General features: G+C 65.8%; 2 protein-coding genes. Both read right to left on the bottom strand.

Annotated features, from left to right (window positions below):
• Positions 1–39: 39 nt before the first annotated feature.
• Complete coding sequence (locus tag AAFG16_RS13990) at positions 40–429, bottom strand: hypothetical protein (protein WP_283085052.1); 390 nt, start codon at positions 427–429, stop codon at positions 40–42.
• Positions 430–460: 31 nt separating this feature from the next.
• Entirely contained in the window at positions 461–17,311 is a 16,851-nt protein-coding gene (locus tag AAFG16_RS13985) for a hypothetical protein (RefSeq protein WP_342739491.1), read from the bottom strand.
• Positions 17,312–17,632: the final 321 nt, after the last annotated feature.

The raw sequence follows: 17,632 nt of genomic DNA, 5'->3' as shown, positions 1-17,632 counted from the left end.
CGGATGGTGAATTCCGCGGCGGCTGCCCGACCCACGCCCTTAGTTATCCTTTCGCGGGCTCTCGGTGGCGCCCGCTGGCGCCTGAGCGGCTGCCTTTTTCGCCTCGTCCACCATCGCAGGCAGCTTGCGGGCGACATTGACCATCAGGCCGACATACTGGGCGATCCGCGCCCGGTAGGCGTCGCCATTGGGCTGGCCTTTGGTCAGGATCGCCAGCACGGCCCCGAGCTTGTCGGTCTCGATGGCGGCGGTCCCCGGCGACAGCGCCAGGACCGCGGTCATCGCCAGGATCGCAATCTGCTGCGCGTCGTTGGCAACGGCCAGTTGCTGGAGGGAGAGGCCCAGCGCCGTGCCCAAAGCCTCCGCCCCCTTTGGGTCTGCGGGATCGGCGGCCTTGCCGGACACCGGCACTTCGGTTTGATCGGACATGTGAGCTCCTGATCCCAAACTGACGCTTGCCTCACCAACTGAAGAGCGACTGAAGGCTATGATAGAACGTCGCCGAGTTGAGGCCCAGCGGCTGCACGGTGGTGTTCGGAGGCAGGGCACTGGCCTCGGACAGCCAATCGCCCAGGCTCTTGAACGCGTCGGCAACCTTGTTCAGGCCAAGATCGTCTTCCACCTGTGTGGCGTAGGTGTTGAGCACGGTGGCGGCGGCCTGCAGGTAGGGATTGCTCAGGATCAGCTGGATCGTGTCGCCGCCGAGTGACAGCACGTCGCTGGCGAGGCTGAGCGGATGCCCGGTGAACAGATCCTGGAACGCGGCGCCGACATCCTGCGCGACGTTCTGCACGGCCGGGAACTGGAAGCCGACCGAATATTGGAACAACGCCTGGCCCAGCGCCGCCCCATCGGATGCGATCTTCTGGGTGTTGCTGCCGTCGCCGAAAATACTCACGATGTCGGCGCCGATGGAATAGACCTGATTGATGTAGGTGAGCGCCGTGGTGTTCAGCAGGTTGGTAACCAGGTTGCAAGAGTTCGCGACGAGCTTCAGCGCGCCCACCAGAGGCCCTGAGATATTCGCAAGGACCGGATTGGAGCTGAGGGCACTCGCCACGGTATTCATGGTCATCAATGCGACCATGCCGTTCGAGGCCAGCTGAACCATCGTGAATGTCATGGCCGGGCTGAACTCGACGAGCGTGCCGGAGTCGAGCGTCACCTCGAATTCTCCCGCCTCGCCGGCGCCGCTTCCGGTCAGACCCTTGCCATAGCCGAAGCTGATCTTTTCCCACGCGTCCTTGAGCACATCGCCGAAGCCGTTGGCCATGTCCTCGGGATCGACAATCTCGCCCGTGGTGCCGAAGATCTGGTTGATCAGCGCCGACTGCATGGACTGGACATTTTTGCCGAGCCCCAGGGCGTTCATCAGCGGCCCCTGCCCGACCGGTAGTCCGGCCACTAGCAGATTTGACAGCAGATCCATGTACCCTTGCGCGCTGGTCGGATTGCCGGCGATCTCGCCGCCGATGATGCGCGCCAGCGGGAAGTTGGTCCACGCCGCGGTCCACGCGGCCTGGTACCAGGCTGTCGCTGTGTGGGCCGCCTCAGCCACGTCCGTGATGCTCGCATTGGCGGGCAATATCAGGACAGTCCACATCTGGCTGAGGTGAACACCGAGATCGGTCTCGACCGAGTAATTGGCCGCATTCCTCTCGACAGCGTTGATGGTCGCAACGCCGGTCAGCAACGACTGGATGGTCGCAAGGCCGCCGCTTTCGATCTGGCTCTGCACCGCCAGCGCGGCGTTGTGGATCGAGAGGATGCCGGGGACGGTGACGGTATGGACGCCGCTGCCTGACGGGATGGCCTCGGTCCCGCCCGCGGTGCCGTTGGCGATGTTGTGGGCGACGATATCGACCCAGGCATACGCCACGCTGTGCAGCGTGCTGTTTTCGCTCGACGAGGCCTTCACCAGCGCGGCCGTCAATTCGTTGTTCAGGAGCGCCATCGCCTGGGTGTACGGCAGGTATCCGCTGGTGATCGCGCCCACCAGGCCGGTTTCGGTGGTGCCGGTACCGATGCGATGGCCCAGCGCCACCAGAATTGCGGCGTTCGCCGCGGTGAGGGCGTTGTAGGCGTTCTGGACGGCCTGGAGATCTGCCGGAGTGTAACCGCCTAGCTGCTGCAGAAGCGTCAGGTTCGGCGCCGGGCCGACGCCGGCGTTCACCAGCGTCGACAGATGCATCAGCGCCACGTCGACCACATAGGGGAAGGCGCCGCTGTAGGCTTCGACGTTGGCGATCGCCGTCGCGGCGGTCATCGTTCCGGCGATGACGGCGGCGGCGTCCGTATAGGCGATGAGATCCTGGTTCAGCAGATCCATCGCGGGGACGAGCGCCTGCTGCAAGGTCATCGGCGCCGTGATGCCGCTGGTGACGCTGGCCGAATAGGGACCGCTCGACGGCACGCTCGACAGGTTGAGGACCGGCGTCGGAATATTCGGCCACGCGGCGGTCAAGGCCTCGGTGATGATCTGTTGGGCCGTCGCCAGGGAGACAATGCCTCCCGAGACCAGCTGGGCGAGGCCGCTCTCGGCGGCATCGCTGTTGATGCGGCTGTAGATCTCGGTCGCAAGCGCGTTGGCAGCCGTCGTCAGGCCAGCGCCCTGACTTTCGATCAGCGCGACGCTCAACAGCACATCCGCCGGCACATTGGCGGGCGTGTAGGCTTCGAGATCCGAGATCACCTGCGCCGCGGTCTTCTGGCCGCTGGCCAGCGCGACGAACTCACCCGCCGTATAAGTGATGGCCGCCTGGAATTGCGTGGTGCCGATGATGGCGCCTTCGAGGCTCGCGACTTCGTTGGCGACACCGGTCAGCAGCGTGGCGTTGCCATGCGCGTTTGCCGCAATGCCACCAAGGACCGCAATCGCCTGGCTGGCGGACAACAGATTGCCCGTGACGGCGGCATCGAGATCGCCGATCGCCTGCGCGGCGGTGACGCGGCCGCTGGTCACCAGCGTGGCGATTTCGGCGCCGATCAGCGGACTGGTCACGTGCGACGCGAGGCTCGAGAGCAACCAGATCGCCTGGTCGGCGCCGAGCACGTTGCTGCTGACGTCGTTATGCACCTGCGTCACGATCTGCGCGACGGTGGCGAGGGGCTGACCCTGGCTGTTCAACCGCGTGAGAAGATCGGCGAACGCACCGGCGAGCGCACCACAGGCCGTCATCGACGCCGACGACGCGCCGATAAAGGCGTCGATCTCGCCGATCGCCGCGACACCCGCCAGCGAGACGATGTAGTTGGCGAGATTGCTGATCGCGTTGACGCCCGGCTGCCCGGCGATGCCCGAGGCCTCGATGGCGGATGACGGGAGGTTGGCGATGGTCGCCGCGAGCACATTGACGCCCTGGGCCTGGGTCAAGGCACCGCTCGTGACCAACGGCGTGATGTTGAACGTGTAGAACGAGAGCTGCTGCTGCACGATCATCGAGGCGAGCGCTGCGCCGGTCAGCATCGTGTTGGCGGCGCTGCCGGTGGCAACGCCGCACAACAACTGGCTCATGTACTTCGCCACGTCGGCGTTCAAACGCCAGGGGTACGTTTCGAGATTCGAGAAGACGGCCAGAGCCTGATTCGAGGTCAGCGTTGCCTGGATTTGCGAGATGATCTGGGCAGCGCCGAATTGATTGGCCAGCGATCCGACCTCGGTGATGATAGCAGGCAGACTAGCCGAAGGCGCTTGCCACAGCAGCGCGCCGAGCAGGATGACGGCCTGTGAGCTGGACAGCGTATTCGACGTGACGGCCGCCGTGATATCCGCCATCAGCGCCGCCGGCGAGATCAGGGCACCCGAGCCGATCCCGGCCATCAGCGCGGTCAGCTCTACGGACACGATTGCTTGCAGGTGCTGAGACGGATCGTTTTGCGTCCAGACCAGCAACAGCGCCGTGGCGGCCTGTTGAGCCGTGATGACGTTGGTGGCGACGAGACCGTTGGTGACCGCCGCCGAGCCGCCCCCCTCCATGGCGACGAGCATCGCGACGGCCTGATTGGCGCTCATGGCATGGGTGTTGATGGCCGACGTGATCGCGGCGAGGGAATTGTTGCCAGTCCACCGGTTCATCGCAGCGCCGACAGCGAGCGCGAGCGCGATATCGCCGCCTTCGACAAGCCCGATCAGCATCGTGAGCGCCTGTGTGGGCACGATCGTTCCCGCGAGAACCGAATTGACGATCGTGTTCGCCACCTCGCCGGGCGTGGTCTGGTTGGCGTTGAGCAGGACGAGGAATTCCCCCGTGACTGCGCTCTGGGCCGCAGTGTCTTGCACCGCAAGCGACATCAGCAAGTTCACCGCCTGGGTGCCGCTGAGGCTGGCGCCGGCGGCGTTGCCGATGCCGTTGACAGCCTGCGCCACGGTGAGCTGGTGGCCCGCGATCAGCGTTGCGATCTCGCTTACGGCCGCCGACTGCACGGCGGTCGAGCCTTCGCCCGCGACGGTCGCCAACAGCGAAAGCGCCTGCGAGAACGTGATCTTGCTTTCGACGAGCAATGCACCAACCTCGCCGATTACGGCGATCTGCTCGCTGGCATTGCCGCCGGCCGCGACGGCATTCAGCACCGCGAGTCCGGCGCCGGCCGGCATGGCCGAATTAGCAACGGCGTGGTCGATGTCGGTCATTGCCTGCGTGGTGGTGATCTTGCCGGCGGTCACCAGCGCGAGAATTTCGTTGCCGACCGCGGTCGCGGTTGAACTGCCGGTGGCGGCGATGCCCGCCAGCATCGCCATGACCTGGTCGGCGGTCATCCCGTTGCCGATCGCGCCGCCGATGGCAGTCGCCGCCTGCGTCGCGGTGATCTGATTTTGCCCGATCAGTGTGGAGATTTCGGTGCCGGCCGCGGACTGCACGGCCGTTGTGCCGATTTCCGCCAGGCCGACCAGCAGCGACAACACGTGGTTGGCGCTGGCGGGCGCGGTGGTGGTATTCACCCCGACATTATCGACGGTGTAGGTGTAAAGATAACCAGGCCCTTGATACTGGGTGGTCGTGAAGCCGCGATAAATCCAGTACTGGGTCGCCTGATCGACAAAGCCGAGCGTTGGGACGCCCGCGATGATTGCGACATCCGCCATGGCGGCAGCCGCACTCAACGCATTGTTGGCAATCAGCGTGGTGATTCCGCCCAGGAAAACCGACTGGGTCGGAGCAACGTAGTTCGCCGGGATACTACTGCTGAAGATCGTATAGTAGCCCGATTGCAGGATATTGGCGGCGAATTCGGCGCCCGCGGCCAGCATGACCACCGCAGGTCCGGCGCCGAGCGTACCCGACGTGACCGCGGCGGTGATGTCGCCGACCGCCTGTGTGGCCGAAATCCAATTCAACTGCGTGAATACGAAGATCGTGTCGCCGGCCGCGACCTGGACGGCGGCTCCCGAATGCGACGAGATCACGGTCAGCAGCGCAATCGCCTGATCCGCCGATATGGTCCGAATGTCGGCTCCCGTGCGCGCCAACGGGTCGAGACCCGCGGCCCACTGCGAATCGACCGCGGTCAGCACATCCGTCATCACCTGAGCGATGCTGGCCTGGTTGCCCGTGATCAGCGACGCGATCTCCGCGCCGCAGCTGGCTTGCAGCGCCGCGTTGCCCTGCACGCCGACGCTGATGAGCAGGTTGATTGCCTGATCGGCGCTGAAATTCTGTCCGATCGCCGCGCCGATGTCCGACGCGATCGACGGAATAACGCTGGGCGTCTCTCCGGCGAGCTTGAGAAGTTCGGTCGTGACCGCCGACTGCTGCGACGGATCGCCGGCGAGCAGGTTCAGGAGCGCCGGAATAGCGGCTGCAGCGGTGATGCCGTGACTGGTGACCTGCGCATCGATGCCGGCGACGCCCTGCAGGTTCGCGATCTCGGTGGCCACCGCGGTCTGCACGGTCGACGATCCCGCGCTCGACAGCGCGCTGAACAGCGCCGTGACCTGGGCGTTGGTCAGTGTGCCGGCAGCGAGCGTGTTGCCGATATCGGTCATCGCCTGCGCGGCGGTGATCTGGCCGCCCGAAATCAGTGCGAGAATTTCGCTGACGACGGCGCCTTGCAGCGTTGCGTCGTTCTCGGTCCACAGCACCGCCAGCATCGCGATGGCCTGGTCGATCGAAATGCCGTTGCCGACCGCATTGGCGATGTCGGCCATCGCCTGGCTGGCCGAAATGACCGAACCCGTCAGGACCTTGATCTCGTCGGCGACCGCGGTCTGCACTGCCGTGCTGCCGTTCGCCGACATGCCGGACAGAACCGCGACGCCCTGGTCCGGCGTGAGCACACCGTTGGTGATGGCTGTGTTGATGTCGCTGATCGCCGCCGTGACGGTAATCTGGTTGCCGGCGATCAGCGCCGCAATGCCGGCGCCAATGGCGGTCTGAATCTGCGTGGTGCCGTCGCTGGCGACCACGGCCATCAGGGCGATAACCTGATCCGCCGTCAGCGCGCCCGCCGTGATCGCAGCGCCGAACTGCGCGGCCGCGACGTTGCCGTTGGTGATGAGCGTGACCAGCTCCTGGGCGACGGCGCCCCGAACCGCCGCGCCGCCCTGCAGCCACAGGCTCGCCAGCAGCGTCACGTCCTGATTGGCGGTGAGCACGCCGCCCACCATGCCGCCGATATCGGTCGCAGCCTGAGCGGCGCTGAGCCTGCTCTCGGTGACCAGCGCCAGGATTTCGCTGACCGCGGTGGCGGGCACGCCGGTGCCGCCGGCAAGCCAGACGCCGGCCAGCACGGTGACGCCGCGATCGGCAGTGAGCGCACCCGTCCCGATCGCAGTGTCGAGATCGGTCATCGCCCGCGAGGCGGTGATGCGGTTCGCCGCGATCAGCGCCGCAATTTCGGCACCAACTGCCTGCTGTTGCGCCGCGCTGCCGGCATTGGCGAGAGCCGCCAGCAGGCCGACCACCTGATCGCCCGTGAGGGTGCCGGCCGCGACGGTGCCGCCGATGTCGGTGAGCGCCTGCGCGATGGTGATCTGGCTGTTCTGGACCAGCGTGAGAATGCTGCCGATGGCGGCGGCTTGCAGCGCCGCCCCGCTTTGGCCGCCGACGCCGGCCAGCAGCGCGACCGCCTGGTCAACCGTGAGAGACGCACCGATAGTGCCGACGATGTCGGTCGCCACAGCGGCGGCCGAAATCCTGTTGGCGCCGACCAGCGCGGCGATTTCGGTCATGGCGACGCCGGCCACCGTGGCGCTGCTGGCGGCCGCGAGATTAGCGAGCACGGCAATCGCATGATCGGCCGTCAGCGCGTTGGTGGTGATGGCGGTGTTGATATCGGCCGTGGCCTGCGTGGCGGTGATCGTGGCGGCGGCGATCAGCGTCGCCAGCTCGGCCCCGATGACGGCCTGTTCGGCCGCGGTGCCGGAATTCGCCAGCAGGGCGAACACACCGATGGCCTGGTCGCCGGTCAGCGTGCCGGCGGTGATGGCGTTGCCGATATCGGTCATCGCCTGCGCGGCGGTGACCTGATGGCCGGAGATCAAGGCGAGAATTTCCGTCGCGGCGGCGCCCTGCAGAGCCGCATTGCCCTGAGCCGCGATGCTGGCCAGGAGCGCGACCGCCTGATCGGCGGTGAAGCCGGTGCCGATCGCGCTGCCAATGTCGGTGCCGACCTGGGCGGCGGCGATCTGGTTGCCGCTGACCAGTGCCGAGAGCTCGCCGATGGCCGCGGTGCGCACCGCAGCACTGCCCGCAAGCGCTTCGCTGCCGACCACGACAACGGCCTGATCGACGGTCAGTGCGTTGGCGGTGATCGCAGCAGCGAGATCGGTGTTGACCTGGCTCGCCGTCAGCTTGCCGGCGCCGATGAGGCTTGCGATTTCGCTGCCGATCGCGGCCTGCACCACCGCGTTGCCGCTTCCGGCAAGGCTCGCCAGCAGCGCCACCGCCTGGTCGCCGGTCAGCGTGCCGGCCGCGATGGTGTTGCCGATATCTGTCATCGCCTGCGCGGCCGGGATCTGATTGCCGGTGATGAGCGAGAGAATCTCGGCATCGGCGGCGGATTGCAGCGCCGCATTACCCTGGACCGACAGGACCGCCAGCAGCGTGACCGCCTGATCGACGGTGGCGCCGCCGGAGCTGACGGCAGCCATGATGTCCGTCATCACCTGCGCGGCGGTCGTGGCGTTGTTGTGCACCAGGGTCGCTATTTCGCCGGCGACCAGGCCGTTTGAGCCGGTGCCGTTGCCGACAAGGCTCAGCATCAGGACGACGCCCTGATCCGCAGTGATAATGTGTTCGGAGATGAGTGTGGCGATACCACCGGCCGCGGCCGGGCCAAGCGACGACAGCGCGCCGTTGAGCGCCGTCTGCAGCGACGCAATCTGCCCGTTTGTCGCACCGTTGATATTGGCGCCGAGCTGATAGAAGACGATCGCGGCCTGCGCCGCCGTCAATGCGCCGCCGGCGACGAGATTGTCGATGTCGGTCACGACTCGCTGCCCGCTCAACGTGAAGGGAGTCAAGTCTGCCATCTCGGTCGCCAGCGAAGCCTGAACGGTTGCGCTGGTGCCCGGCGCGCTGATCGCGCCTGAGAACACCGCGACAATCTGGTCGGGCGTCAGTTCCGCAAACGTCTGGACGGTGCCGTTCTCCAGGTCGGACAGAACCTGCGATGCCTGTCCGATCAGCGCGGCCAATCCGGCGCCGACGGCCACCTGCGTCGAGGCATCGGCCTGCTTTGCCACGTAGATCATGACATAGGCGGCTTGATCTGCCGAGATCAGCCCGGCCACCATGCTGGTGACAACATCCGACATGGCACTAGCCGCGGAAACGTGGCCGCTCTGGATAATCGACCAGATTCCGCTGGTGGTGACGCCACCGATGGTGGCCGGTTGACCAAATGCCGTCGGCCCGAACTGGCCACCCGCCGCCATCGCCGTCAGAGCCACGACGGCCTGATCCGACGGATGCGAAACGATGTTGGCGACCGCGCTCTGGAAGGTGACCTGATGATTATTGACGATCAGAAGAACGGCATTGGTGATTGCCGTCACCACAGCGCTGTTGGCGCTGGGCAGTAGCGAGGCAAGCGTTGCGACGGCATCAGCGCCCTGGGTCGGCGTTGCGATTCCCGCCGTCAGCACGGGATCCCAGACGCTGCCGTAATTGGCATCAAGATAAGCCGCCATCGCGAAGTAGTCGCCGACGGAAATGACGCCGGCGTTGATTGCCAAATGCAGATCGGCATAGGCCATCGCCGCGGACACGCTCGGGTTGTTGACGCTGATGAGTTGACCGATCTGCTGCGCGATCTGGTCAAGCGCTTGCGTCAGCTGGGTCTGACCGAGGCCAGCCTGGTGAAGGAAAGCGATCTGCGGGAGCAGATCCCACACCGCATCGTCTGGCTGCCTCGCGAGAGTGCCGATTTCGGCGAGAGCCGCGCTGTACAGGCCTGCATTGCCGCCTGCAGCGGCATTGATCAGCACCGCGACGGCTTGAGCGGCAGTCACCCCCTGCGACATCGTACTCGTAACGTCGCTGACGGCTTGCGCGGCGGTGGTGAGACCGCTGTTGACGAAAGCCGCAATGACGGCGCCAGCCTGCTGCAGCATCGCTTCGGACGCCGGCGCCACCAGATATGCAATCAGCGTGATCGCCTGGTCCGCAGTGAGACCGCCTGCGCTGACGGCAGCACCGAAATCGCTGATTGCCCGCGTCGCTGTGATCTGGCCGGCCGCGATCATCGCGTTGATTTCGGCGACGGCAGCCGCCTGCAATGCCGCAGAGCCCGTCGCCGCAACGCCCACCAAGTCGACGACCGCCCGGTCGGCGGTGATATGGCCGCCGCTGATCAGCGTGGAGATTTCCGCGCTGACGGCGGTCTGCACGGCGGTCGGCGCCGAGGTGGCGAGATTGATCAGCAGCGTGACGGCCTGGTCCGCCGTCAGCACCGACGGCACCGCGGCGCCGATATCGGCGGCCGCCTGCGCGGCGGTGAGGAGGTTGCCTGAAATCAGCGTGTTGATTTCGTTCGCCACCGCGCCCTGCACGGTCGGGCCGTTGGCGGCGATGGCGAGCAATTCGGTCATCGCCTGCGTGACGGTGAGCCCGCCGATCAGGGTGTTTATCTCGCTAATGGCCGCGGTCTGCATCGCGGTCGGCCCGGTCGCCGCCAGCGTGGCCAGCACGCTCAAGGCCTGGGTCGCGGTGAGCTGGGACGCCGTCACCGCGTTGTTGATGTCGGTGATGAGCTGCGCGGGCGTGACGAGGATTTCCAGCTCGTGCGCCGCCGCCGAGGCCGCGGCCGCATTGGTGCCGATCGCCATGCCGAGCAGGATCGCGACCGCCTGGTCGGACGTGAGGCTCGATGCGGCGACCGCATTGCCGATGTCCGTCGCTGCACTGGTGGCGGCAAGCGCGCCGGCCGCGATCAGCGCGACGATCGATCCGCCGGCTGCGAATTGCACGCTGAGCGAGCTTTGCGCGGCGATGCCCACCAGCAGCGCCACCGCCTGATCGCCGGTCAGCGACGCGCCGTGCACCGCCGTCGCGATGTCAGTCATCGCCTGCGACGTGGTGATGACCGAATCCGCGATCATCAGATTGATGTCGCTGATCACGGCCGATTGGACGCTGCTGTTGCCCACGTGTGCGAGCTGCGCCAGCACGGCGAACGCCTGATCGGCTGTCGCCGCCGTGATGGTCGCGTTGCCGACCAGCAGATTGATCTCGCCCGCCACCGCCGACTGCATGGCGCTGCTGCCGCCGCGCGCGAGCTGCGCCAGCAAGGCGAGCGCCTGAGTGACCGTGATCGACGACGCGCTCAGCGCGCCGTTGATGTCGGTCATGACCTGCGCGGGCGTCAGGGTCGTCTGCAGCGCCGGGTCGCCACTCGACGCCATCCCGATCTGGATGTTGAAGGACTGGTTGGCCGTGACGATCGACGGAACCGCGGCCGCGATTTCGGCCGTCGCCGCATTTGCGGTCAGAGCGCCCGACGAGACCAGCGCGGCGAATTCGGCGCCGATGGCGACTTGCGTCGTTACGCTGCTCTGGCTCGCGAGACCGAGCAGGATGTTGGCCGCCTGGGCGCCACTCAGCACCGTCGACGCGACGGCCGCGTTGATGTCGGCGATCGCGCCGGTGAACGTGATGGTGTTGTTGCCGATCAGCGCGGCAATCTCCGCACCGACTGAACTCTGGGTCGAGGCGTTGCCGGCAGCGGCGAACGCCGCCAGCACCGCAAGGCCCTGATCCGCCGTGATGGCGCCGGCGTAGATCGCGGTGTTGATATCGTTGAAGGCCGAGGCGGGGAATTGGATCTGAGTGAGGCTCAGCATTTCCTGCGCAACTACGCCGATGTTCGCGCTGTTGCCGTTGACCAGCATGCCGATCAGCACGCCGAACGACGCATTGGCAGCGCCGGACGCAGCGCCGACCGCGGCGACGAGCGCGGCGGCATCGGACGCGCTGACACTGCCGGCCTGGATCAGCGCGTCGATCTGGCCGCCGACCAAGATCTGGGCGCCGATGCTGATGGATCCGGCACCGACCAATAGCTGAACCGCCTGAGCGCCGGTCAATTGATGGGAATTGACCGCGGCAGTGATATCGGCTGTCACCTGGGTGAGCGGGAGCCCGTGGGCGGCTGTCAGAGTGGCGAAGACGCTGCCAATGGTGTTGAGGTAGACGGTGCTGTTCGCGCCGCTGGGTACGTCGGCCGCCAGCACCAGCAACAGGGCCGCCTGCTGCGTGACGTTGAGCGCGGCGTTGTTGTTGACGGCAGCGCTCAGCGCGACATTGAACGACACGAACTCGCCGCCACCGACCATGGACCAGATGGTGTTGGCGACAAGCGCATTGAGCGCCGGGTTGTTGTAGGCGGCGAGCGCTCCGAGCGCTGTCGCCATCTGGGGTTGGGTGATCGGCGCGACCAGCGACGACAATTGTGCAATGACAGCACTCTGCAAGCTCGCATTGCCGCTTGCGGCCGAGAACATCATCACCGGGATGGCGGGCAGGATGCTGGCCGGCGTGATGGTGTCGGTGGTGCCGAAGATGTCCGCGACCGCCTGGGTGGCGGTCACGGTGCCGGCCGTGACCATCGCGGCGATATCGGCGCCGACAGTGGCCAGCACCGTTGCGGACCCAGACTCGGCCAGATACGCCAGCAACGAGATCGTCTGGTCCGTGGTCAGCGCATTGGCGGCGCCCGCGGCGACGACGTCGGCCACCACCTGTGTGGTGGCGACCTGGTTCGCGGCGATAAGCGCATTGATGGCGGTGAGCGCGAAGACCTGCATCGCCGCTGTGCCGCCGGTGAGGAGACCGATCAGCGCCGTGGCCGCCTGATTGCCGGTGATGTAACCGCCGCTCACCAGCGCGGTGATTTCCGCTGCGGCAGCGTTTTGCACCGCCAATGAGGCCGGCGCCGCGAGATCAGCCAGCACGTTCACGGCTTGCGTCGCTGTCAGAATCGACGACGCCACCGCGTTGCCGATATCGGTCATCACCACCGCCGTGGTGATCTGGTTGTTCGAGATGAATGTGCCGAGTTCGGCGCCGACCGCCGCTTGCATGCCGGTGACGGTTGCGAGCTCGAGCAGGATGCTGACCGCCTGCGGGACCGTGATCGCCGCGCTGTTGACGGCCGTGGTAATGTATTGGGTCGCCTGCCCCGGCACGCCGAGGCCAGCCATGACGACGGCGGCGGCGCTTGCGGTCGCGCTGCTGCCATTGAGCGCGATGCCGGCGAGGATATAGAATGCTTCGTTGCTACTGATGGTGCCCGGGGCGAGGCCGCCGACCTGCGCAATGGCGGCGCTGGCGGTGATGGCCCCGGACTGGATCATCGCGGCGATGTCCTGGCCCGCGGCGAATTGCGCCGTGATGGAGCTCGCCACATAGGCGAACGCGTTGATCGCTTCCACCGCCGTCAGCTGGCCGTTGCCGACCGCCGTGACGATGTCCGCCACGGCCGCCGTCGCGGTGATCTGCGAGGGAACCAGCGCCGCGAGCGCCTGATAGATTCCGGTCGGGCCGAGCGGCGAATTCGGATTGACGTTGCCGGTGATGCCGAGCATCGCCGCCAGCAAGGTGATGCTTTGGTCGGCGGTAATCGCGCCGTTGCTCACCGCGGTGGAGACGCCACGGGCGGCCTGAGTCATGCTGAATGTCTGGGCGTTCAGCAAGGACACGATGGCAGCTGCCACCGCATTATCGAGCGTCAGGCTGTTGTTCGACGCAAATCCGGCCAGCACGACCACCGCCGTCGCCGGCGTGAATCTCGACGAGATCAGCCCGACGATGTCGTTGATCGCGGCCGTGTTGGAGACCTGCCCGGCCGCAACCAGCGCGCCGATGGTATGCGACACGAAGTTCGTCGTGAACGACGCCACACTGCCGCCTTCGCTGCCACCAGACCCGGTGAAGACGCTGGTCAGCCCCGTGATCGCCTGCACGGCCGTGATCTTGCCCCCGGTGACCAGCGCGACGATCTCTGCCGACATCGCGGTCTGCGTGCTCGTCGACCCCAACGAGCCGAGATTGGTCAGCAGGTTCACGGCCGCGGCTGCGGTGATAGCTGAGGCCCTAACGGCGCCGTCGACCGCAGCGGTGATCTGCGTCGCCGAGACCTGGCTAGCGCTCAGCAATGTCGAGATTTCCTGGGACATCATCGTTTGCCAGGAAAACCCGTCGCCGGGTGACGACGGGATGACGGAGAGGTCTACGAGAATGGGCAGCGCCTGCGGCGCCGTGATGGCGGACGCGTTCAGCACCGCGATGATGTCGAGGCGCGCCTGCCCCGGCGACACCAGCGTGCTGATGTCCGCGACGGCCGCACTCGTGGTCGCGGCATTGCCGCTGACCGCCATGCCGATCAGGATGTTGAAGGTTTCGGCCGAGGCGAGGCCACCGATCGCCGTAATTGCAGCGCTGGCGGTGATCGCGCCGGTCTGGATCAGCGCGGCAATCTCGGTGCCGGCGGCGACCTGCGCGTTGATGGACCCGCCGGCAATCAGGCTGATAAACGCCGAGATGGCCTGCGCCGCAGTCAACTGACCACCACCCACGGCCGTGACGATGTCCGCCATGACCGCCGACAGGGTGAAGGAACCCGAGACCAGTTGTCCGAGCGCCGTGATGATCGCGGCCTGATTGGTGGCGTTGCTCCCGACGGCGCCAAGCATCGACGCGAACAGCGCCACGGCCTGGTCGGCGCTGATGGCCTGGGTGCTGACCGCCTGCGTCACGTCAGCGATCGCGGAGGTGATCGACAACGCGCCGCCTCCGACCAGAGACAGAATCGCGCCGGCGACCGCATTGTCGAGCGCGGCGTTGTTGCTCGCAGCGAGGCTCGCGAGGAAGGTCACCGCGGTACCGGCCGGGAAGGTCGCCGAAATCAACGCGGCGATGTCGGCGTTGATCTCCGCGCGCACCGACGCATTGCCGCTCGCCGCGACGTTCATCAGCTGCACGATCGCGAGTTCGATCGACGCGACACTGCTCGCGTTGATCGAGTGTGTGATGGCGGCGACCGCATTGGTGGTGGAAATCGAGGCCGAGCCGATCAGCGCCGCGATCTCGGCACCGGCCGCGGCCTGCATGGCGGTCGATCCGGCGCTGGACAGCATGTTCAGCAAGGAGACGGCCTGGTCGGCGGTCAGGACATGCGCGGTCACGGCGGCCGCGATGTCACTGACGGCCTGAACGGCCGTGATCTGGTTCGCGCCCACGAGCGCGTTGATCTCCGCGACCACGAAGGCCTTCATCGCCGTGGTGCCGCCGGAGAAGAGCGCCGTCAGCGCGTTGACCGCCTGATTCGCCGTGACGGTCGTGCCCGTCACCAGCGCGGCGATCTCCGCCGTCACGGCGGTTTGCACGGGCGTCGACGCCGGCGCCGCCACATAGGCCAGCAAGGTCACCGCCTGCGCCGCCGTGAGGACGGACGACGTCACGGCGCTGCCGATGCTCGCCATTGCCGTGCCGGTCGAGACCTGATTGCTCGCGATCAGTGCATCGATTTCGCCGGCGACCGCCGATATCATGTTCGCACTGCTGGCGAGGCGGATCAGCAGACCCACGCCCTGCGAAGTGGTAATCGTGAACGTGGCAATGGCGGCGTCGATGTCGCTGACCAGCTGCGTTGGCGAGAGCAGGCTCGCCATTCCCGCGGTGGCGGCACTTACGGTCGTTGTGTCGCCGTTGGTTGCAAGGCCAAGCAGTATGTTGAATGCCTCCGAAGCCGACAGGTTGAGGCCGGCGATGTCGGTCACCGCCGCACTTGCCGTGATCGCGCCCGACCCGATCATCGTGGCGATGTCGGACCCCAAGGTGAATTGCAGAGGCGTTGAGTTGGAAGCCAAAGACGCCAGCAAGGCAATGGTCTGACCGGCGTTCAGAACATGTGAAGCACCTGCGGCCGCGATGTCGGCGAATGCTTGCACCGTCGTGATCTGGTTCGCCGCGACAAGCGCGCTGATCTCCGTGGCAACGAATGACCGCATCGCAGCCCCGCCGCCTGCGACAAGACCGGCCAGCGCCGTGACCACCTGATCGGCGGTCAGATTGCCGGCGGTGACAAGGGACGCAATTTCCGTGGTGACGGCGGTCTGCACGGCAGTGGAAGCCGGCGCCGCGATGTCCGCCAGCAAGGTCAGGGCTTCCGTCGCGGTAAGAATCGATGAGGTCACCGCGCTGCCGATGGCGGTCATGACCTGAGACGTGGTGAGTTGGTGGTTCGAGATCAGGGAATCGATTTCACCGGCGACAGCCGCTTGCATACCGGTCGAACTGGCGAGATCGATCAGGACACCAAGCGCCTGCGTCGACGTGATCGCGGTCAGGCCAATGGCGGAATTGATGGCGGCGACGGCCTGCGACGGCGAACTCACGCTCGGCATTTCTGCAATCGCGGCGCCCGCGATCGCGGTGTTGCCGCTGCTCGCCATGCCGAGCAGGAAATTGAACGTCTCCGTGGTGGACCAGTTGGAGCTGACGATGTCAGCAATGGCCGCGTTGGTGGTGATATAGCCGGACTGGATGAATCCGGCGATGTCGGCACCTGCCATGATCTGCGCGACCGTGGAGCCGGCGGCAAGGCCGCCAAATGCGGCGATGGCCTGCCCCACGGCCAATCGACCGGAATTCACTTCGGCGACGACGTCGGCAAGACTCCCCGTCTGCGCGCTCGCCGGCGCCAATTGATTGAGTACGGCATCGACCGAGAGCGGACTACCGACGTTGTTCGCAAGATTGGAGTAGTTCGGCGCGAGGTTCACCAGCGAATTCAGCAGCGCGAAACCTTGACTGCCGCTGATGACGTGGCTGTTGATCTGTTGCACCAGATCGGCAACGGCCGTCGTCAGCGTGAGGCCGCCGGCATTCACCAGCGACAGCACGCTATTGGCCACCGCATCGTCGAGAACGGACTCGTTGCCGTTGGCGACGGCGTTCTGCATCGTGGCCAACAACGGCTGGAAACCCGCCAGAGCGCCATAATCGCCAGCGATCACCGCATCCATGGTCAGGGTTTTCGCGACCATGATCATGTTCATGTCGGCGGTCGTATCGTGGCTGATCCCAGAATAGGACTGCGCCGCTGCGGCACCGATATCGGCGGTGATGTGGTTGCCCGTGGTCAGACCGGCCGCCATCAGGCTGTTGTACTCGCTCGCCACCGCGGCGTGCATGGCTGGCGTGCCGGCTGCATCGTTCAGGACATTGATAACTTGATCGAGGGTCAGCGCACCGGCCGCACCATTTGCGTTGACGATGTCGGTTACGGCCTGTGTTGCGGTGAGGCTACCCGCGGTCACCAGCGCCGCGATTTCCGTTCCAGCCGCGGCCTGAACGCTCGCGGAAACCGGTCCGCTCATGCCCGCGAGCATGGTGACCGCCACATGGCCGGTCGACTGCCCCGCAGTAACTGATCCGGCGATGTCCGATATCGCCTGCGTGGCACTCACCTGCCCCGCGGCGATCTGGTGGCCGATCTCGGCGCCGACCACATAGCCATCATTGCTGTGGCCCGAAATCTGCGTGATCGCGCCGGCAAAGGCAGCAAGCCCCTGAGTGACGTGAGTCTGATCGTAGGCCGCAACCGCCTCGATCAAATGCATCGCCTGCGTTTCGGTGGTCTGGTGATTGACGACGGCCTGCGCGATCTCCTGAGAAGAGACGCCGGCGAGCATCGAGTTGGCATCGAGATTGAGGTGGGATGTGTCGAAGCCCGCAATCGAATTGAATTGACCGGGAGGCGGCGTGATATTTCCGCCAACGATGCCATCGAGGTCGTCTGCGCTCAGGGGGCGGAAGTTGGCTGTCGTGCCGTCCGACGATTTGCTCGTGAGTTTACCCTTCGTCTTCACCGCCACCTCTCCCGATTACCATCGGCTGAATCACGTATCGTTTAGGCCAGTCTCGAGCGCAAGGCAGTTCGGCCCTCATGCGCGGGGCGAACCCCAAAAATGAGCAGATGCATGACCTTGTCGTGAATGCACGTTCACAACGCCGCTGAACGCGTGTTCACAATGACGCTCGGCAATAATCGGCGCCGTGCAAAATCCGCGCGGTGTGGATGAATCGGGCGTGGATGAATCGTCTGAGTCGGCTTCCTGAAATGCCGCGAACGCCACTGGCTTCCACATAGTAGTGGTGTGCGCTATTTTCGGATGCTAGGGTCAACCACG

This window comes from Bradyrhizobium sp. B117, assembly GCF_038969555.1.
Lineage (GTDB): Bacteria > Pseudomonadota > Alphaproteobacteria > Rhizobiales > Xanthobacteraceae > Bradyrhizobium.
This window is presented reverse-complemented; position numbering and strand designations above follow the sequence as displayed.

Excerpts from the sequence above, each read along its gene's own strand:
- AAFG16_RS13990 (WP_283085052.1), bottom strand. The coding sequence starts at position 429 with ATGTCCGATCAAACCGAAGTGCCGGTGTCCGGCAAGGCCGCCGATCCC.